This is a genomic window from Paucibacter sediminis (genome assembly GCF_030254645.1).
Classification (GTDB): domain Bacteria; phylum Pseudomonadota; class Gammaproteobacteria; order Burkholderiales; family Burkholderiaceae_C; genus Paucibacter_B; species Paucibacter_B sediminis.
The window spans coordinates 4,024,446-4,045,958 of the sequence record NZ_CP116346.1 but is presented as its reverse complement, the minus strand read 5'-3'; the positions used below and the strand labels follow the sequence as shown (position 1 = coordinate 4,045,958).

Sequence of the window (21,513 nt, the reverse complement as noted above, 5' to 3'; positions counted from 1 at the left end):
GAAATCTGAACGATTTTTTGGCCCAACGGCGCAATTAGTGCGCCGAAACAGGGCCTTATGCCGGCTTCCCTGCCCGGCCCCGGCCCTAGCATCACTGCACCCAAACCTTTAATCAGGCTAAGTCCGGCAGTCCGTGTGGCCCGGCCTCCCCAACCGGGGGGCCGCCACCAGAGTGAAACCTAAAGTAAATCCGCTGGGGCCCGAAAACCGAGTGAAGCGCCTGGATCGATGCCAGGCGTCCGAGTCCGTTTTTTTGCCCAGGCATCGCAAGACTGCCCCGACCTTTGTGAGTTCCATGGTGTTCAGTTCTGTCACTACAGCAAACCAGACCCAGGCCAGCAGCCAGGCCCGACGGCTTGTTTTGCCCATGCGCATGACACCAGCGCGACGAATCCGACAGCCCGCGGCCCTGGTGGCCGAGCTGAACACCGACACAACCTCCAGGTGAGACCATCATGAGCACGTTTATCAATCTTCTGTCCACCAAGCAGATCGCGGAACTCACCACGGCGGCGATTCGGGACCTCACCACGGAAGACTGGGCTGCCTTCCGGACCGACCAGATCGTGGCGCTCACCACCGCGCAGGCGGCGGCCATCTCCACCCTGGGCATCTCGGTGCTCAACAGCACGCAGCTGAAGGCCTTCGAGACCGCCGACTTCGCGGCGCTGAGCTCGAACAGCTTCCGCACCCTCTCCTCCGACCAGATCGGCGCCCTGAACTCGAGCCAGGTCGGTGCGCTGACGACGGCCCAGGTCGTCAACCTGACCTCGGACCAGCTGCCCGGCCTGAGCACCGCCGACATCGTCGCGCTGGCGTCCAACCAGATCGGCGTGCTGACCTCGGCACAGATCGCGCTGTTCTCCACCGCCCAGGTGGCCGCCATCGAGACCGCTGATCTGAAGGGTTTGAGCACCGCGGCGCTGCGCAACCTGAGTAGCGACCAGCTCGACGCCCTGAGCAACGGCCAGCTGCAGGCCCTGACCTCGGCCCAGGTGGCCGCGCTCACCACCGCCCAGGTACAAGGCCTGAACACCGGTGACCTGAACGCCTTCACCAGCGACCAGTTCGCCAAGTTCACCACCGCCCAGGTCGCCGCGATGAGCAGCGACCAGATCAGCCATCTGACGACGGATGACCTGAATGCCTTCGGTACGGCCCAGTTCGCCGCCCTGAACTCCAGCCAGGTGGCGGCGCTGACCTCGGTGCAGCTGCCCAAGCTGGAATCGGCCGATCTGCGCGCCATCAGCACGGCCGCCTTCAAGGCGCTCAGCTCCGACCAGATCGCCGACCTGAGCAGCGACCAGATCGGCTCGCTCACCACCGGCCAGATCAATGCGCTGACCACCGACCAGTTGCCCGGCCTGTCGTCCGCCGACATCGTGGCCCTGAGCTCGGCCCAGGTGGCCTCGCTGACGGCCGCCCAGATCGTCAACCTCTCGACCGCGCATATCGCGGCGATCGAGACCGCCGACCTGAAGGCGCTGAGCACCTCGGCCCTGCGTGCGCTGACGAGCGACCAGCTCGACGCGCTGACCAACGGCCAGCTGCAGGCCCTGACCTCGGCCCAGGTGGCCGCGCTCACCACCGCCCAGGTGCAAGGCCTCAACACCGGTGACCTGAACGCCCTCACCAGCGACCAGTTCGCCAAGTTCACCTCGGCGCAAGTCGCCGCGATGAGCAGCGATCAGATATCGCACCTCACCACCGAAGACCTGAACGCGCTGGGCACGGCCCAGTTCGCCGCACTGAATTCCGACCAGGTCGCCTCGCTGACCTCGGTGCAACTGCCCAAGCTTGAATCGGCCGATCTGCGTGCCATCAGCACGGCCGCTTTCAGGGCCCTCAGCTCCGACCAGATTGCCGACCTGAGCAGCGACCAGATCGGCTCGCTCACGACCGGCCAAATCAGCGCACTGACCAGCGATCAGATGCCTGGCCTGGCCACGGCCGACATCGTGGCCCTCAGCTCCGCCCAGGTGGCCGCCCTCAGCGCCGCCCAGGTGGTGAGCCTGTCCACCGCCCATATCGCGGCCATCGAGACCGCCGACCTGAAGGCCCTGAGCACCGCCGCGCTGCGCGCGCTGACCAGCGACCAGCTCGATGCGCTCACGAACGGCCAACTGCAAGCTCTGACCTCGGGCCAGGTGGCCGCCTTGACCACCGCCCAGGTGCAAGGCCTCAACACCGGCGACCTGAACGCCTTCACCAGCGACCAGTTCGCCAAGTTCACCTCGGCCCAAGTCGCCGCGATGAGCAGCGATCAGATCTCGCACCTCACGACCGAAGACCTGAACGCGCTGGGCACCGCCCAGTTCGCCGCACTGAACTCCGACCAGGTCGCCTCGCTGACCTCGGTGCAACTGCCCAAGCTGGAGTCGGCCGACCTGCGTGCCATCAGCACGGCGGCCTTCAAGGGCCTGAGTTCCGACCAGATCGCGGACCTGACCAGCGACCAGATCGGTCAGCTGACCTCGGGCCAGATCAACGCGCTGAGCACCGACCAGTTGCCCGGCCTGAGCACGGCCGACATCGTGGCCCTGAGCTCGGCCCAGGTGGCCTCGCTGAGCGCCGCACAAATCGTCAACCTCTCGACCGCGCACATCGCCGCGATCGAGACCGCCGACCTGAAGTCGCTGTCGACCTCGGCCCTGCGCGCGCTGACGAGCGACCAGCTCGACGCCTTGACCAATGGCCAGCTGCAGGCCCTGACCAGCGCCCAGGTGGCGGCCCTGACGACGGCACAAGTCCAAGGCCTCAACACCGGTGACCTGAACGCCTTCACCAGCGACCAGTTCGCCAAGTTCACCTCGGCCCAGGTCGCCGCGATGAGCAGCGACCAGATCGCGCATCTGACGACCGAGGATCTGAACGCCTTCGGTACCGCCCAATTCGCGGCGCTGAATTCCGACCAGGTGGCGGCGCTGACCTCGGTGCAGCTGCCCAAGCTGGAGTCCGCCGACCTGCGCGCCATCAGCACGGCCGCGCTGCGCGCGCTGAGCTCGGACCAGATTGCCGACCTCACCAGCGACCAGATCGCCCAGCTGACCACCGCCCAGGTGGCCGCACTGAACATCAACCCCGACCAGTTCGGCGGCCTGTCCACGGCCGACGTGGTCGCGCTGAGTTCCAGCCAGATCGCCTCGCTGACCGCGGCCCAGATGGCCAACCTCTCGACCGCGCAGATCGCCGCGATCGAGACCGCCGATATCAAGTCGCTCAGCACTTCGGCGCTGCGTGCGCTCTCCAGCGATCAGCTCGATGCGCTGACCAATGGCCAGCTGCAGGCCCTGACCTCGGGTCAGGTCGCAGCGCTCACCACCGCCCAGGTGCAAGGCCTGAACACCGGTGACCTGAACGCCTTCACCAGCGACCAGTTCGCCAAGTTCACCTCGGCGCAGGTCGCCGCGATGACCAGCGACCAGATCGGCCACCTGAGCACCGAGGATCTGAATGCCTTCGGTACAGCCCAGTTTGCTGCGCTGAACTCCGACCAGGTCGCCTCGCTGACCTCGGTGCAACTGCCCAAGCTGGAGTCGGCCGACCTGCGTGCCATCACGACAGCGGCCTTCAAGGCGCTGAGCTCCGACCAGATCGCCGACCTGACGAGCGACCAGATCGGTCAGTTGACCTCGGGCCAGATCAATGCCCTGACGACCGACCAGCTGCCGGGTCTCTCCACCGCCGACGTGGTGGCCCTGAGCTCGGCCCAGGTGGCCTCGCTGACGGCCGCCCAGATCGTCAACTTCTCGACGGCCCAGATCGCTGCGATCGAAACCGCCGACCTGAAGTCGCTGGGCACCGCCGCGCTGCGCGCCCTGACGAGCGACCAGCTGGATGCGCTCACCAATGGCCAGTTGCAGGCCCTGACCTCGGCGCAAGTCGCCGCGCTGACGACCGCCCAGGTCCAAGGCCTCAACACCGGTGACCTGAACGCCTTCACCAGCGACCAGTTCGCCAAGTTCACCTCGGCGCAAGTCGCCGCGATGAGCAGCGACCAGATCTCGCACCTCACGACCGAAGACCTCAACGCCCTGGGCACCGCCCAGTTCGCGGCGCTGAACTCCGACCAGGTGGCGGCGCTGACCTCGGTGCAACTGCCCAAGCTGGAGTCGGCCGACCTGCGTGCCATCACGACAGCGGCCTTCAAGGCGCTGAGCTCCGACCAGATCGCCGACCTCACCAGCGACCAGATCGGTCAGCTGACCTCGGGGCAGATCAACGCGCTGACGACCGACCAACTGCCGGGTCTCTCCACCGCCGACGTGGTGGCCCTGAGTTCGGCCCAGGTGGCCTCGCTGACGGCCGCCCAGATCGTCAACTTCTCGACCGCCCAGATCGCCGCGATCGAAACCGCCGACCTGAAGTCGCTCGGCACCGCCGCGCTGCGCGCCCTGACGAGCGACCAGCTGGATGCGCTGACCAACGGCCAGCTGCAGGCCCTGACCTCGGCGCAAGTCGCCGCGCTCACCACGGCCCAGGTGCAAGGCCTCAACACCGGTGACCTGAACGCCTTCACCAGCGACCAGTTCGCCAAGTTCACCTCGGCCCAAGTCGCCGCGATGAGCAGCGACCAGATCGCTCACCTGACCACCGAAGACCTCAACGCCCTGGGCACCGCCCAATTCGCGGCGCTGAACTCCGACCAGGTGGCGGCGCTGACCTCGGTGCAACTGCCCAAGCTGGAGTCCGCCGACCTGCGCGCCATCAGCACGGCCGCCCTGCGCGCGCTGAGCTCGGATCAGGTGGCCGACCTCACCAGCGACCAGATCGCCCAGCTGACCACCGCCCAGGTGGCGGCGCTGAACATCAACCCCGACCAGTTCGGTGGCCTGTCCACGGCCGACGTGGTGGCCCTGAGCTCGGCCCAGATTGCCGCGCTGACCTCGGCCCAGGTGGGCAACCTCTCGACCGCGCAGATCGCCGCGATCGAAACCGCCGATCTGAAGTCGCTGTCGACCTCGGCCCTGCGTGCGCTGACGAGCGACCAGCTCGACGCGCTGACCAACGGCCAGCTGCAGGCCCTGACCTCGGCCCAAGTCGCCGCGCTCACCACGGCCCAGGTGCAAGGTCTGAACACCGGTGACCTGAACGCCTTCACCAGCGACCAGTTCGCCAAGTTCACCTCGGCCCAAGTCGCCGCGATGAGCAGTGACCAGATCGCCCACCTGACCACCGATGACCTGAATGCCTTCGGTACGGCCCAGTTCGCCGCACTGAACTCCAACCAGGTGGCGGCACTGACCTCGGTGCAACTGCCCAAGCTGGAGTCGGCCGACCTGCGTGCCATCAGCACGGCCGCCTTCAAGGCGCTCAGCTCCGACCAGATTTCCGACCTCACCAGCGACCAGATCGGCCAGCTCACCACCGGCCAGATCAATGCGCTGAGCACCGACCAGCTGCCCGGCCTGTCGTCCGCCGACATCGTGGCCCTGAGCTCGGCCCAGGTGGCCTCGCTGACGGCCGCCCAGATCGTCAACCTCTCGACCGCGCATATCGCGGCGATCGAGACCGCCGACCTGAAGGCGCTGAGCACCTCGGCCCTGCGTGCCCTCACCAGTGACCAGCTCGATGCGCTGACCAACGGCCAGCTGCAGGCCCTGACCTCGGCCCAGGTGGCCGCGCTCACCACCGCCCAGGTGCAAGGCCTGAACACCGGTGACCTGAACGCCTTCACCAGCGACCAGTTCGCCAAGTTCACCTCGGCCCAGGTGGCCGCGATGACCAGCGACCAGATCGCCCACCTCACCACCGAGGACCTGAACGCCTTCGGCACGGCCCAGTTCGCCGCGCTGAATTCCGACCAGGTGGCGGCGCTGACCACGGTGCAACTGCCCAAGCTGGAGTCCGCCGACCTGCGTGCCATCAGCACCGCGGCGCTGCGCGCCCTCAGCACCGAACAGATCGACGCGCTGACCAGCGACCAGATCGGGGCCATGACCACGGCCCAGGTGGCGGCACTGACCACCAACCCCGACCAGTTCGGCGGCCTGTCCACGGCCGACGTGGTGGCCCTGAGCTCGGCCCAGATCGCCGCGCTGACCTCGGCCCAGGTGGGCAACCTCTCGACCGCGCAGATCGCCGCGATCGAAACCGCCGATCTGAAGTCGCTGTCGACCTCGGCCCTCCGTGCGCTGAGCAGTGACCAGCTGGATGCCCTGACCAACGGCCAACTGCAGGCCCTGACCTCGGCCCAAGTCGCCGCGCTGACGACCGCCCAGGTACAAGGCCTCAACACCGGCGACCTGAACGCCTTCACCAGCGACCAGTTCGCCAAGTTCACCTCGGCCCAGGTCGCCGCGATGAGCAGCGACCAGATCTCGCACCTGAGCACCGAGGACCTGAACGCCTTCGGCACGGCCCAGTTCGCCGCGCTGAATTCCGACCAGATCGCCTCGCTGACCTCGGTGCAGCTGCCCAAGCTGGAGTCCGCCGACCTGCGTGCCATCACGACGGCGGCCTTCAAGGCGCTCAGCTCCGACCAGATCGCGGCACTGACCAGCGACCAGATCGGCCAGCTCACCACCGGCCAGATCAATGCGATGACCACCGACCAGCTGGCGGGCTTCGCCACGGCCGACATCGTCGCCCTGAGCTCGGCCCAGGTGGCCTCGCTGACCTCGGCCCAGATCGTCAACTTCTCGACCGCGCATATCGCCGCGATCGAGACCGCCGACCTGAAGTCGCTGTCGACCTCGGCCCTGCGTGCGCTGACCAGCGACCAGCTCGATGCCCTCACGAATGGCCAGCTGCAGGCCCTGACCTCGGCGCAGGTCGCCGCGCTCACCACGGCACAGGTCCAAGGCCTGAACACCGGTGACCTGAACGCCTTCACCAGCGACCAGTTCGCCAAGTTCACCTCGGCGCAAGTCGCCGCGATGACCAGCGACCAGATCTCGCACCTGACCACCGAAGACCTGAATGCCTTCGGCACGGCCCAGTTCGCCGCGCTGAACTCCGAGCAGGTCGGATCGCTGACCTCGGTGCAGCTGCCCAAGCTGGAGTCGGCGGACCTGCGTGCCATCAGCACGGCAGCCCTGCGCGCCCTCAGCACCGACCAGATCGCCGCCCTCACGAGCGACCAGATCGGTTCGATGACGACCGCCCAGGTCGCGGCGCTGAACACCAACCCGGATCAGTTCGCCGGCCTGAACACCGCTGCCATCGTCGCGATGAGCTCGGCCCAGATCGCCGCGCTGACCTCGGCACAGATGGCCAATCTCTCGACCGCGCAGATCGCCGCGATCGAGACCGCCGATCTGAAGTCGCTGTCGACCTCGGCCCTGCGTGCGCTGAGCAGTGACCAGCTCGACGCCCTGACCAACGGCCAGCTGCAAGCGCTGACCTCGAGCCAGGTCGCCGCACTGACCACCGCCCAAGTGCAAGGTCTGAACACCGGTGACCTGAACGCCTTCACCAGCGACCAGTTCGCCAAGTTCACCTCGGCCCAAGTCGCCGCGATGAGCAGCGACCAGATCGCTCACCTGACGACCGAAGACCTCAACGCCCTGGGCACGGCCCAATTCGCGGCGCTGAACTCCGACCAGGTGGCGGCGCTGACCTCGGTGCAGCTGCCCAAGCTGGAGTCCGCCGACCTGCGTGCCATCACGACGGCGGCCTTCAAGGCGCTCAGCTCCGACCAGATCGCGGCACTGACCAGCGACCAGATCGGCCAGCTCACCACCGGCCAGATCAATGCGATGACCACCGACCAGCTGGCGGGCTTCGCCACGGCCGACATCGTCGCCCTGAGCTCGGCCCAGGTGGCCTCGCTGACCTCGGCCCAGATCGTCAACTTCTCGACCGCGCATATCGCCGCGATCGAGACCGCCGACCTGAAGTCGCTGTCGACCTCGGCCCTGCGTGCGCTGACCAGCGACCAGCTCGATGCCCTCACGAATGGCCAGCTGCAGGCCCTGACCTCGGCGCAGGTCGCCGCGCTCACCACGGCACAGGTCCAAGGCCTGAACACCGGTGACCTGAACGCCTTCACCAGCGACCAGTTCGCCAAGTTCACCACCGCCCAGGTGGCGGCAATGAGCAGCGACCAGATCGGCCACCTCACCACGGAGGACCTCAACGCCCTGGGCACCGCCCAGTTCGCCGCGCTGAACTCCGAGCAGGTCGGTTCGCTGACCTCGGTGCAACTGCCCAAGCTGGAGTCGGCGGATCTGCGTGCCATCAGCACGGCGGCCCTGCGCGCCCTCAGCACCGACCAGATCGCTGCCCTCACGAGCGACCAGATCGGCAGCATGACGACCGCCCAGGTCGCGGCGCTGAACACCAACCCGGATCAGTTCGCCGGCCTGAACACCGCCGCCATCGTGGCGATGAGCTCGGCCCAGATCGCCGCGCTGACCTCGGCGCAGATGGCCAATCTCTCGACCGCGCAGATTGCGGCCATCGAGACCGCCGATCTGAAGTCGCTCAGCACCTCGGCCCTGCGTGCTCTCAGCAGTGACCAGCTCGACGCCCTGACCAACGGCCAGCTGCAAGCGCTGACCTCGAGCCAGGTCGCCGCACTGACCACCGCCCAAGTGCAAGGTCTGAACACCGGTGACCTGAACGCCTTCACCAGCGACCAGTTCGCCAAGTTCACCTCGGCCCAAGTCGCCGCGATGAGCAGCGACCAGATCGCTCACCTGACGACCGAAGACCTCAACGCCCTGGGCACGGCCCAATTCGCGGCGCTGAACTCCGACCAGGTGGCGGCGCTGACCTCGGTGCAGCTGCCCAAGCTGGAGTCCGCCGACCTGCGTGCCATCACGACGGCGGCCTTCAAGGCGCTCAGCTCCGACCAGATCGCGGCACTGACCAGCGACCAGATCGGCCAGCTCACCACCGGCCAGATCAATGCGATGACCACCGACCAGCTGGCGGGCTTCGCCACGGCCGACATCGTCGCCCTGAGCTCGGCCCAGGTGGCCTCGCTGACCTCGGCCCAGATCGTCAACTTCTCGACCGCGCATATCGCCGCGATCGAGACCGCCGACCTGAAGTCGCTGTCGACCTCGGCCCTGCGTGCGCTGACCAGCGACCAGCTCGATGCCCTCACGAATGGCCAGCTGCAGGCCCTGACCTCGGCGCAGGTCGCCGCGCTCACCACGGCACAGGTCCAAGGCCTGAACACCGGTGACCTGAACGCCTTCACCAGCGACCAGTTCGCCAAGTTCACCACCGCCCAGGTGGCGGCAATGAGCAGCGACCAGATCGGCCACCTCACCACGGAGGACCTCAACGCCCTGGGCACCGCCCAGTTCGCCGCGCTGAACTCCGAGCAGGTCGGTTCGCTGACCTCGGTGCAACTGCCCAAGCTGGAGTCGGCGGATCTGCGTGCCATCAGCACGGCGGCCCTGCGCGCCCTCAGCACCGACCAGATCGCTGCCCTCACGAGCGACCAGATCGGCAGCATGACGACCGCCCAGGTCGCGGCGCTGAACACCAACCCGGATCAGTTCGCCGGCCTGAACACCGCCGCCATCGTGGCGATGAGCTCGGCCCAGATCGCCGCGCTGACCTCGGCGCAGATGGCCAATCTCTCGACCGCGCAGATTGCGGCCATCGAGACCGCCGATCTGAAGTCGCTCAGCACCTCGGCCCTGCGTGCTCTCAGCAGTGACCAGCTCGACGCCCTGACCAACGGCCAGCTGCAAGCGCTGACCTCGAGCCAGGTCGCCGCACTGACCACCGCCCAAGTGCAAGGTCTGAACACCGGTGACCTGAACGCCTTCACCAGCGACCAGTTCGCCAAGTTCACCTCGGCGCAAGTCGCCGCGATGAGCAGCGACCAGATCGCTCACCTGACGACCGAAGACCTCAACGCCCTGGGCACGGCCCAATTCGCGGCGCTGAACTCCGACCAGGTGGCGGCGCTGACCTCGGTGCAGCTGCCCAAGCTGGAGTCCGCCGACCTGCGTGCCATCACGACGGCGGCCTTCAAGGCGCTCAGCTCCGACCAGATCGCGGCACTGACCAGCGACCAGATCGGCCAGCTCACCACCGGCCAGATCAACGCGATGACCACCGACCAGCTGGCGGGCTTCGCCACGGCCGACATCGTCGCCCTGAGCTCGGCCCAGGTGGCTTCGCTGACCTCGGCCCAGATCGTCAACCTCTCGACCGCGCATATCGCCGCGATCGAGACCGCCGATCTGAAGTCGCTGTCGACCTCGGCCCTGCGCGCGCTGACCAGCGACCAGCTCGATGCGCTGACCAATGGCCAGCTGCAGGCGCTGACCAGCGCCCAGGTGGTGGCCCTGGGTACCGACCAGGTGCGCAGCCTCAACACCGGTGACCTGAATGCGCTGACCTCGGATCAGTTCGCCAAGTTCACCACCGCCCAGGTGGCGGCGCTGAGCAGCGACCAGATCTCGCACCTCACCACGGAGGACCTCAACGCCCTGGGCACCGCCCAGTTCGCCGCGATGACCACCGAGCAGGTGGCGGCCTTCACCTCGGTGCAGCTGCCCAAGCTGGAGTCGGCGGACCTGCGTGCCATCAGCACGGCGGCCCTGCGCGCCCTCGGCACCGATCAGATCGCTGCCCTCACGAGCGACCAGATCGGCAGCATGACGACCGCCCAGGTCGCCGCGCTGAACACCAACCCGGATCAGTTCGCCGGCCTGAACACCGCCGCCATCGTCGCGATGAGCTCGGCCCAGATCGCCTCGCTGACCTCGGCCCAGATGGCCAACTTCTCGACCGCACAGATCGCGGCCATCGAGACGGCGGACCTGAAGGCCTTGTCGACCTCGGCCCTGCGTGCGCTGAGCAGTGACCAACTGGATGCGCTGACCAACGGCCAGCTGCAGGCCCTCACCTCCACGCAAGTGGCGGCGCTGACCACCGACCAGGTACGCGGCCTCAACACCGGGGATCTGAATGCACTGACCTCGGATCAGTTCGCCAAGCTGACCTCGGCCCAGGTGGCCGCGATGAGCAGCGACCAGATCTCGCACCTCACCACGGAGGACCTCAACGCCCTGGGCACCGCACAGTTCGCGGCGATGAGCACCGAACAGGTGGCGGCGCTGACCTCGGTACAGCTGCCCAAGCTGGAGTCCGCCGATCTGCGTGCCATCAGCACCGCGGCCCTGCGCGCCCTGAGCTCGGATCAGATTGCCGACCTCACGAGCGACCAGATCGGCCAGCTCACCACCGGCCAGATCGGCGCGCTCACCAGCGAGCACCTGCCGGGCCTGAGCACGGCCGACGTCGTGGCCCTGAGCTCGGCACAGATCGCGGCGCTGAGCTCGGCCCAGATCGTCGACTTCTCGACCGCGCAGATCGCGGCCATTGAAAGCGCCGATCTGAAGTCGCTCGGCACCTCCGCCCTGCGTGCGCTGAGCAGCGACCAGCTCGATGCCCTGAGCAACAGCCAGCTGCAGGCGCTCACCTCGGCCCAGGTGGCTGCACTCACCACCGAGCAGGTGCGCGGCCTCAACACCGGGGATCTGAACGCGCTGACCTCGGATCAGTTCGCCAAGTTCACCTCGGCCCAGGTGGCCGCGATGAGCAGCGACCAGATCGGCCACCTCACCACGGAGGACCTCAACGCCCTCGGGACGGCGCAGTTCGCGGCAATGACCAGCGAGCAGGTGGCGGCCTTCACCTCGGTGCAGTTGCCCAAGCTGGAGTCCGCGGATCTGCGTGCCATCGGGACCGCAGCGCTGCGCGCGCTCAGCTCCGACCAGATCGCAGCCCTCAGCAGCGATCAGATCGGCCAGCTCACCACCGGCCAGGTGGCGGCGCTGGGCTCCGACCAGATCGGCGGCCTGGCCACCGCGGACATCGTCGCACTCGGCTCGGCCCAAGTGGCGGCGCTGACCTCGGCCCAGATCGTCGACTTCTCGACCGCCCAGATCGCGGCGATCGAGACCGCCGACCTCAAGGCCCTGGGCACTGCCACGCTGCGCGCGCTGAGCAGCGATCAGCTCGATGCGCTGAGCAACGGCCAGCTGCAGGCGCTGAGCTCCAGCCAGATCGCGGCCCTGGGTACCGACCAGATCCTGAGCCTGAACACCGCCGACCTGAACGCCTTCACCAGCGATCAGTTCAGCAAGTTCACCTCGGCCCAGGTGGCGGCCTTCAGCACCGACCAGATCAAGCACCTCACCACGGACGATCTGAACGCCCTGGGTACCGCGCAGTTCAACGCCCTCAGCACCGACCAGGTAATGGCGCTGAGCACGCTGCAGATCAGCAATCTGGAAACCGCCGATCTGCGCGCCCTGAGCTCCAACTCGCTGCGCTCGCTGACCAGCGACCAGCTCGATGCCCTCACGGCCAACCAGCTGCAAGCGCTGGGCGGCCAGGTCATCCTGCTGACCACCGACCAGCTGGCCGGCCTGTCGAGCACCGATCTGAACGCCTTCTCGTCCACGCAGTTCGGTGTCATGACCAGCGCCCAGGTGCAGGGCTTCACCACGCTGCAGATCGCCAACCTGGAGACGGCCGACCTGAAGGCCCTCAGCACCGCGGCGATCGGCGCCCTGCACACCGATCAGTGGGCGGCCATCACCTCGACGCAGATCGGCGTGCTGTCCACCTCGCAGATCGTGGCCATGACCACCGAGCAGGCCTCCGTGCTGAGCTCCGACCAGGTGCTGGGCTTCAGCACCACCCAGGTGGTGGCGCTGGAGTCCAGGGACATCGCGGCCATGACCATGGAAGCGGCGGGTGCCTTCACCAGTGCGGACATCCAGGTCATGAGCGGTGCGCAGCTCGGCGCCCTGCTGGCGGTCTCGCCCATCGTGCTGGACCTGAATGGCGACGGTGTCAGCACCACCAGTGCGGCCAACGGCGTCAACTTCGACCTGCTGGGCATCGGCCACAACTCCAAGGTCGGCTGGGCGGCGGCGACCGACGGTCTGCTGGTGATGGACCGCAACCATGACGGCGTCATCAACGACGGCCGCGAGCTGTTCGGTGCCGGCACCCTGCTGGCCGACGGCAAGCGCGCCGGCGATGGCTTCACCGCGATGGCGGCGGAGGACAGCAACCACGATGGCAAGCTGACGGCGGCCGACGCCCATTACCAGGACCTGCGTGTCTGGGTGGACGCCAACCACGACGGCAAGACCGATGTCGGCGAGCTGAAGACGCTCACCGAGCTCAACATCGTCGAGCTGGACCTGCACGCCAGCAAGGGCTCCGCGGTCGACAACGGCAATCTGCTGGGCCTGGTATCGGGCTACAAGACCGCCGATGGTGCCGACCATGCGATGGCCGACGTCTGGTTCGCCAAGGACAAGACGGCCAGCGGCGAGCCCGCGCATGCCGAGGTCAAGCTGCATGACCTGCTGGCGGCGCCGAGCGTCGAGGTCTTGCCCGGCGGTGGCGTGCTGACGGCGCAGCAGCACCGCGACGCCGAGCTGCATGCCCATCTGTTGCCGCTCAAGCGACCGGAGGACGACGAGAACAAGGGCGTGCCGCTGATCTGATGCAGCATCAACCTGCCTGAGCGGCGGAGGGCGGAGGTGGGGCCTGCGTGCACCACCTCCGCCCGCCGCGTATCTGCAACCAAGGCCACACGTCGCGATGCTTGGCTCCATCACCCAGCGCCTGCTGACCCTGTTCGGCCAGGCCCCGCCCCCGGACCCGCTGGCCATCAGCGATGCCGAGGCGGCCGCGCTCACCTCGACCCAGATCGCGGCGATGAGCACGGCCCAGCTCAATGCCCTGAGCGCGGTGCAGTTCGCCAACCTGACGAGTGCGCAGCTGCCCGGCATCACCACCCAGCAAATGTCCAAGCTGGAGACGCGCGACCTGGCCTCGCTCAGCACCGCCAATCTGCAGCTGCTCTCCAGTGCCCATATCAACGCCCTCACCTCGGCGCAGACACCGGCCCTCACCGCCTTCCAGGTGGCGGCGCTCACCACCCAGCAGATCGCCAAGCTGGGCACGGCGGACCTGAACGCCTTCAGCAGCAAGCAGTTCGCGGCCTTCACCAGCAGCCAGGTGCTGGCCTTCAGCAGCGCCCAGCTGGGCGCGCTGGAAAGCGCCGATCTGGCCACCCTCTCCACCCAGGTGATGGCCAGTCTGACGACGGCGCAGATCGTGGGCCTGGGCACGGCGCAGTTCGCCGCGCTGAGCAGCCAGCAACTGGCGGCGCTGGGCCCCAGCCAGATCGCCGCGATCGAGACGCGCGATATCGCCAAGCTCGCCACCCAAGGGCTCAGGGCGCTCACGCCGGAACAGCTGGACGCCGTCAGCACGGCGCAGATGCGCGCGCTCTCCTCGGCCCAGCTGGAGGCACTGAGTTCGACCCAGCTGCAATCGCTCAGCGAGGCCCAGGTGGCGGCGATCGCCAGCCAGCAGCTTGGCAAGCTCACGCCCGACACCCTCAACGCGCTGAGCTCGGACCAGTTCGCCGCCCTCACCAGCGCCCAGGTGGCGAGCCTGAACACGGCCCAGATCGCCGCGCTGGAGCTGGAAGACCTGGCGGCGCTCAGCACCGCGGGCATCAAGGCCCTGGGCAGCGCCGCGATGGCGGCCATCAGCCCGGCGGGCATCGCCGCGCTCAGCAGCGATCAGTTCGCCACGCTCAGCTCGGCGCAGACCAGCAGGCTCAGCGCCGGCCAGATCGCCGCGATCGAAACCGCCGATCTGGCGGTGCTCAGCAGCGCCGCCCTGCGCGCGCTGGCGACTCAGCAGCTCGGCGGCCTGACGGCCGAGCAGCTGCTCTCGCTGAGCACGCTGCAAGTGGCGGCGCTCACCACCGCCCAGCTGGCGGCGCTGACGAGCAGCCAGCTCAACGCGCTCGACAGCGGCCAGTTCGCCGCACTCGGCTCGGCCCAGGCGGCGGCGCTGCGCCCGGATCAGATCGCCAAGCTGGAGCTGGAGGACCTCGCCGCGCTCAGCAGCGCCGCCATCAAGGCGCTCGGCACCCTGGCCATTAGTGCGCTGCAGCCGCAGCAGATTGCCGCGCTGACCTCCAGCCAGTTCACCGCCTTCGGCTCGGGCCAGATGGCGGCGCTGAAGGCCGCGCAGATCGGCGCGATCGAGACCCAGGACCTGGTGGCCCTGGGCACGGCCGCGATCCGCGGCTTTGCCGACTCGCAGCTGCAAGGCCTGACCCCCGCGCAGATCGCCGCCCTCACGCCGGCCCAGGTGGCGGCCTTCAGCAACCATCAGCTGGCGGCCCTGAGCACGCAGGCGCTCAACGGCCTCAGCACCACCCAGTTCGCCGCCCTCACGAGCGCCCAGATCGCGGCGCTGACGCCACTGCAGATCAGCAAGCTGGAAACCGCCGATGTGGCGGCCATCAGCACCAGCGCGCTGCGCGGGCTGGGCAGCACCGGTATCGCGGCGCTCAGCAGCGCCGCCATCGTGGCGCTGAGCACCACCCAGTTCGCCGCCCTCAGCACGGCCCAGGTCGTGGCGCTCAGCTCCAACCAGATCGCAGCGATCCAGACCCAGGACATCGCGGCCATCTCCACCGCGGCCTTCAAGGCCTTGACGCCGGCCCAGTTCGAAGCCCTCAGCAGCGCCCAGCTGGGGGCTCTGTCGCCCAGCCAGGTGGCCTTGCTGAGCAGCGCCCAGCTGGGTGCGCTCGCCACCCAGGTGCTGAACTCGCTGGGCACGGCGCAGTTTGCCGCGCTCAGCAGCGCGCAGCTGGCCGGCCTCAGCCCGACCCAGGTGGCGGCGCTGGAAACCGCCGACCTGGCGGCCATCAGCAGCAGCGGCTTGCGTGGCTTCAACGCCGGCGCCCTGGCTAGCCTTGGCACGGCCGCCATCGTGGCCCTGGGCACCCAGCATTTCGCGGCGCTCACGTCGGCCCAGGTGGCGGGCTTCAGCAGCAGCCAGATCGCCGCCATCGAGACGCGCGACATCGCCGCCCTGGCCACCGCCGCCTTCAAGGCCCTGAGCCCCGCCCAGTTCGAGGGCCTGGGCACGGCCCAGATGGCGGCCCTGGTGCCGGCGCAGATCGCCCAGCTGGGCTCGGCCCAGCTGGCGGCGCTCTCCACCCAGGTGCTGAATGCCCTCGGCACGGCCCAGTTCGCGGCGCTCGGCAGCGCCCAGGTGGCAGGGCTCAGCACCCTGCAGATCGCCGCGCTGGAGACCGCCGACCTGGCGGCCCTCAACAGCAGCGCGATCCGCGGCCTCAGCGCCAGCGCCTTTGCCGGCCTCAGCACCGCTGCCATCGTCGCGCTGAGCACGCAGCAGTTCGCCAACCTGACCACCGCGCAGGTGGCGGCCCTGCAGTCGCAGCAGATCGCGGCGATCGAGACGCGCGACCTCGCCGTGCTCTCCAGCGCCTCGCTGCGCGCGCTGGCGCCCGAGCAGGTGGCCGGCCTCAGCACCGCCCAGATCGCCGCGCTCACGCCCACCCAGGTCGGCTCGCTCACCACCGCCCAGGTGGCGGGCCTGTCCACCGAGGACCTGAACGCCCTCAGCCCGGTGCAGTTCGCGCGCCTGTCCACCGCCCATATCGCCACCCTCACCAACGAGCAGGTGGCGTCCATCGGCACCAGCCTGTTCGCCACCCTCAGCACCGCCCAGGTCAGCGCCTTCACGACGGCCCAGATCCGCTCGATCAGCACCGCCGACATCGTGGCCTTCACCACCGCACAGATCCCGGGCCTGCAGACCGAGGACATCGCGGCCATGAGCACGGCCCAGATCGCCGCCTTCGAGGTGGCCGATATCGGCGTCATGACGGGCGCGCAGCTGAGCGCCTATTTCCTCGCCACCCCGGTGATGCTGGACCTGAACGGCGACGGCGTGCGCACCCTGGCCGCCGCCCAGGGCGTGCAGTTCGACCTGAACGCCAGCGGCCATGCCGGCAAGGTGGCCTGGGTGGCGCCCAGCGACGGCCTGCTGGCCATGGACCGCAACCACGACGGCCGCATCAACGACGGCAGCGAGCTGTTCGGCAGCGCCACCCGCCTGCCCGACGGCAGCCGCGCGCGCGATGGCTTTGCCGCCATGGCGGCGCTGGACAGCAACCACGACGGCAAGCTCAGCGCCGCCGACCACGATTTCAAGGACCTGCGCGTCTGGGTCGATGCCAACAGCAATGGCCAGAGCGACGCGGGCGAGCTCAAGACCCTGGCCGAGCTGGGCATCACCGAGCTGCACCTGCAGGCGCAGCCCGGCAAGGAGATCGACCACGGCAATCTGCTGGGCCTGACGGCCAGCTACCGGCGCGAGGACGGCAGCAGCGCGGCGCTGGCCGACGTCTGGCTCACCGGCGAGGGCACGCGCGGCAGCCAGCAGGCCGCCGCTGTTTCCACACTTCCGCCGCTGACCGAGCTGCTGGCCCCGGCGGCAACGCCACCCCTGCCCGAAGCGCCGCTGCCGATGCAGGAGCGGCATGCGGAGAGCCCCGCAGCGCTGCTCGCGCACACGCACCAGGCCTGGCGCGACGAGGGCTGGCAGCAGCTGCCACTGATATAGCCGCTGATTTAGCCAGCAAAGCCCCGGCGTCTCCCCGGGCTCGGGGCCGGCGCGCTGTGCTCTACTCTTGGCCATGAGCCAGATCGATCCGCGCGCCCATCTCGACCCCAGCGCCAGCCTGGCACCCGGCTGCGTGCTGCGCAGCGGCGCCTATGTGGGCGCCGGCGTGTGCCTCGAGGCCGGCGTGCAGCTGGATGCCAACGCCGCCCTGGTGGACTGCGAGGCCGGCCAGACCACCAGGCTGTGCCAGGGCGTGCGCGTCGGCGCCAACGCCACCGTGCTGGCCGGCGTGGTGATCGCGGCCAAGGCCGTCGTGCGGCCGGGCTCGGTGGTGACGCGCGCGGTGCCGCCCAACGCCATCGTCGAGGGCAACCCGGCCACCATCGTCGGCTATGTCGACACCTTGCACGAGGCCGCCGCGGCGCTGCGGCCGGCGCCCGGCAGCGGTCCGGCCAGCGTCGAAACCACCAGCGTGCGCGGCGTCAGCGTGCACCAGTTCCCGATCGTGCCGGACATGCGCGGCAACCTCACGGTGGGCGAATTCGAGCGCCAGATCCCGTTCACGCCCAAGCGCTACTTCATGGTGTTCGGCGTGCCAAGCCGCGAGATCCGCGGCGAACATGCGCATCGCCGCTGCCACCAGTTCCTGATCTGCCTGCGCGGCAGCTGCTCGGTGGTGGCCGACGACGGCGAGCGCAAGGTCGAGGTGGAGCTGAACGCACCCAACCGCGGCCTCTACCTGCCCCCGATGACCTGGGGCATCCAGTACAAGCACACGCCCGATGCCTTGCTGATGGTGTTCGCCTCCGATTACTACGACGCCAGCGACTACATCCGCGATTACGCGGACTTCCTGCAGGCCGTGCAAACCACGAGAGCCCATTGACGACATGCCCGTCCCCTTTCTCGACCTCAAGCAGATCAACCTGGCGCACAAAGACGCGCTGATGCAGGCCTTCGAGCGTGTGCTCGATTCCGGCTGGTTCATCATGGGCGAGGAGCTCAAGCGCTTCGAGCAGGCCTGGGCCGACTACTGCGGCGCGCGCCATTGCGTGGGCGTGGCCAACGGCCTGGATGCGCTGGCGCTGTCGCTGCGGGCCATGGACATCGGCCCGGGCGACGAGGTCATCGTGCCCTCCAACACCTATATCGCCAGCTGGCTGGCCGTTACCCATGTGGGCGCCACGGTGGTGCCGGTGGAGCCCGACCCGGCGAGCTTCAATATCGACCCGGCGCGCATCCAGGCCGCCATCACGCCGCGCACCCGCGCCATCATGCCGGTGCATCTGTACGGCCAGGCGGCCGATCTGGAGCCCATCCTGGCGCTGGCCCAGCGCCATGGCCTGCGCGTGCTGGAGGACGGCGCCCAGGCCCATGGTGCGCGCTACCAGGGCCAGCGCCTGGGCGCCCATGGCGACGCGGTGGCCTGGAGCTTCTACCCCGGCAAGAACCTCGGCGCCCTGGGCGATGGCGGCGCTATCACCACCAACGATGCGGCCCTGGCCGAGCGCCTGCGCGCGCTGCGCAACTATGGCTCCAAGCGCAAGTACCACAACAAGGTGATCGGCTACAACTCGCGCCTTGACGAGTTGCAGGCCGCCCTGCTGAACGCCAAGCTGGGCGCACTGGATGCCGAGAACGCACAACGCGCCGCGGTGGCCGCCCAATACCTCGCCGGTCTGGCGGGCCTGGCCGGCAAGGGCCTGGGCCTGCCCAAGGTGCCGGACCATGGCGAGCCGGTCTGGCATCTGTTCGTGGTGCGGCATGCGCAGCGCGACCTGCTGGCGCTGCGCCTGGCCGAGGCCGGCATCGCCACGGTGATCCACTACCCGGTGGCGCCGCATCTGCAGCCGGCCTATGCCTTCATGGGCCAGGGCCCGGGCAGCTATCCGATCTCCGAGGCCATGCACCGCGAGGTGCTGAGCCTGCCCATCGGCCCGACCCAGACCGAGGCCGAGACGCGCGAGGTGATCGCGGCGCTGAAGCAGACCCTGGCCGGCCTCTGACCGCAAGACCCGGCCCCATGGACATCACCACCCTGATCCCGGCCTACAAGCCCAAATACATCCGCGAGCTGCTGGGCTGCCTGCGCCACCAGACCCACCCCTCCAAGCGCATCCTGATCTCGGACGACAGCCCGGGCGGCGAGTTCCGCCAGGCGCTCATGTCCGAGGCCCACCAGGCATTGCGCCAGCGCCTCAATATCGAGGTGATCGAGGGGCCGCGCCAGGGTGCCTATGCCAACGTCAAGCACCTGATACGGCAATGGAACGGCAGCTCCGAGCTGGTGCACCTGCTGTTCGACGACGACGTCATCTACCCCGAGTTCTACCAGCGCCATCTGGTCACCCATGCCTCGGCCGAGCTCTCCTGCAGCATCAGCCGGCGCTGGACCGCCAACGAGACCGGCCTGCCCCTGGTGGTGGGCCTGCCGGTGCCGCCCCAGGTGGCCCAGCATCCCAACCGCCTGCTGATGCTGGACAGCGACGTGGTCTTCATGACCACGGTGGCCAAGTGCGAGAACTGGTTCGGCGAGTTTTCCAATGCGGTGCTGCGCGCCAGCAGCTGCGAGCTGCTGCTCCGGCCCGAGCTGGGTGGCGTGTCCTACGCCGGCATCTGGGACCTGGGCTTCTTCGTCAACGCCAGCCTGCACGGGCCCATCGGTTTCATCCAGGATCATCTGGGCTTCTTCCGCGTCGGCGGCAGCGGCAATTCGGCGGACCGGAACGGCCCGTTCATGAAGGGTGCCTTCCTGGGCTATACCGCGCTGGCGATGGGCGCGCACCGGCTCGGCCGCCTGAGCCGCGAGCAGTTGCTGGCCTGCTACCGCGTCATCGGCCCCTCGCTGCAGCTGGACTATGCCGGGCAGGCCGACATGCAGGAGTTCCTGCGCATCCTGCCGGCGCTGGCAGGTGAGGAGCCGGGCGCCGAAGAGCGCTTCATCCAGGCCTGGACCGAGTTCCAGACCACGCATCGCTTCTGAAATACACCATGGCACTCAAGCTGGAACGCTACCAGGCCCTGATCAGCGGCACCGAGCCCGGCCGGCTGGAGGCGATGGTGCGCAGCCTGCTGGTCCACTACTTCTTCCACGTCTCCAACAAGGCCATCGTCGAGGTGCTGACCGAGTCGCCCACCGCGCCGCGCCGCGTGAACCTGCTCACGCCCACGCAGTTCCTGGGCCATGGCCGCATCCGGCTCGCGCCCGACGTGGTGTTCGGTGTGCCGCTCTCGCCCGGCAGCTATGGCTGCAGCTATGTGGAGGCGCGCACGCCCGGCGCGCTGATCGAGATCGGCGCAGGCACGACGCTCAACAACCGCGCCATGCTGCTCTCCGAGGGCGCCGGCATACGCATCGGCCGGCGCTGCCTGATCGGCACCGACCTGCAAGTGATGGACACGAACGCGCATGAGCTGGCGGTGGCGCGCCGCCATATGGCGGATCAGCAACCGCAGGCGGTGGAGATCGGCGACGATGTCTTCATCGGCTCGAGCGTCATCATCCTCAAGGGCGCGCGCATCGGCGCGGGCTGCATCATCTCGGCCGGCACGGTGGTGAGCCCCAAGTTCCAGGCGCCGCCCAACAGCATCATCGCCGGCAACCCCTGCAGAATCGTCGGCACGGTACCCCAAGCATGAACGAGCAAGCCCACATTCATCCCCTCGCCGACGTGCAGAGCACCCAGCTCGGTGCCGGCACGCGCGTCTGGCAGTTCACCGTGGTGCTGGCCGGCGCGCGCATCGGCCGCGACTGCAACCTCAACGCCCAGGTCTTTGTGGAAAACGATGTGGTGGTGGGCGACCGCGTCACCGTCAAATGCGGCGTGCAGCTGTGGGACGGCATCACGGTGGAGGACGATGTCTTCATCGGCCCCAACGTCACGTTCACCAACGACCGCTACCCGCGCTCCAAGCAGTATCCCGAGGCCTTCCAGCGCACTCTCATCAAGGCCGGCGCCTCGATCGGCGCCAACGCCACCGTGCTGGGCGGCCTGACCATAGGCGCCGGCGCCATGATCGGCGCGGGCAGCGTGGTCACCAAGCATGTGCCAGATGGCGAGCTCTGGGTCGGCAACCCGGCGGTGAGCCGCGGCCCGGTGCCGCGGCCCTAGC

Annotated in this window: 7 protein-coding genes; all 7 read left to right on the top strand. The window is 68.5% G+C overall.

The genetic code is table 11. The annotated features are described in order from the left end of the window. The first annotated feature begins 455 nt into the window (after window positions 1-455). Window positions 456-13,442: a hypothetical protein gene (locus tag PFX98_RS18650; protein WP_285231994.1), complete on the top strand. Its 12,987-nt coding sequence runs from the start codon at window positions 456-458 to the stop codon at window positions 13,440-13,442. A gap of 97 nt (window positions 13,443-13,539) precedes the next feature. After that, window positions 13,540-17,400 carry a heme utilization protein gene (locus tag PFX98_RS18645; RefSeq protein WP_285231993.1) on the top strand — a complete coding sequence of 1,287 codons (3,861 nt, stop codon included), beginning with the start codon at window positions 13,540-13,542 and terminating at the stop codon, window positions 17,398-17,400. A 73-nt stretch (window positions 17,401-17,473) separates the two neighbouring features. Further along, the gene (locus PFX98_RS18640) at window positions 17,474-18,286 is read left to right on the top strand and encodes a WxcM-like domain-containing protein (protein ID WP_285231992.1); all 813 of its coding nucleotides are present in this window, start codon (window positions 17,474-17,476) and stop codon (window positions 18,284-18,286) included. 4 nt (window positions 18,287-18,290) lie between these two features. After that, window positions 18,291-19,406 (top strand): DegT/DnrJ/EryC1/StrS family aminotransferase, encoded by a 1,116-nt coding sequence (locus PFX98_RS18635; RefSeq protein ID WP_285231991.1) that lies wholly within the window; start codon window positions 18,291-18,293, stop codon window positions 19,404-19,406. A 17-nt stretch (window positions 19,407-19,423) separates the two neighbouring features. Further along, window positions 19,424-20,383, top strand: coding sequence for a glycosyltransferase family A protein (locus PFX98_RS18630; protein ID WP_285231990.1), 960 nt, complete (start codon window positions 19,424-19,426; stop codon window positions 20,381-20,383). 8 nt (window positions 20,384-20,391) lie between these two features. Further along, entirely contained in the window at window positions 20,392-21,039 is a 648-nt protein-coding gene (locus PFX98_RS18625) for an acyltransferase (protein WP_285231989.1), read from the top strand. After that, window positions 21,036-21,512: an acyltransferase gene (locus PFX98_RS18620; RefSeq protein ID WP_285231988.1), complete on the top strand. Its 477-nt coding sequence runs from the start codon at window positions 21,036-21,038 to the stop codon at window positions 21,510-21,512. Before PFX98_RS18625 ends, PFX98_RS18620 begins: the two co-directional genes overlap by 4 nt. Window position 21,513 lies beyond the last annotated feature (1 nt).

Excerpts from the sequence above, each read along its gene's own strand:
- PFX98_RS18650 (WP_285231994.1), top strand. The coding sequence starts at position 456 with ATGAGCACGTTTATCAATCTTCTGTCCACCAAGCAGATCGCGGAACTC.
- PFX98_RS18645 (WP_285231993.1), top strand. The coding sequence starts at position 13,540 with ATGCTTGGCTCCATCACCCAGCGCCTGCTGACCCTGTTCGGCCAGGCC.
- PFX98_RS18640 (WP_285231992.1), top strand. The coding sequence starts at position 17,474 with ATGAGCCAGATCGATCCGCGCGCCCATCTCGACCCCAGCGCCAGCCTG.
- PFX98_RS18635 (WP_285231991.1), top strand. The coding sequence starts at position 18,291 with ATGCCCGTCCCCTTTCTCGACCTCAAGCAGATCAACCTGGCGCACAAA.
- PFX98_RS18630 (WP_285231990.1), top strand. The coding sequence starts at position 19,424 with ATGGACATCACCACCCTGATCCCGGCCTACAAGCCCAAATACATCCGC.
- PFX98_RS18625 (WP_285231989.1), top strand. The coding sequence starts at position 20,392 with ATGGCACTCAAGCTGGAACGCTACCAGGCCCTGATCAGCGGCACCGAG.
- PFX98_RS18620 (WP_285231988.1), top strand. The coding sequence starts at position 21,036 with ATGAACGAGCAAGCCCACATTCATCCCCTCGCCGACGTGCAGAGCACC.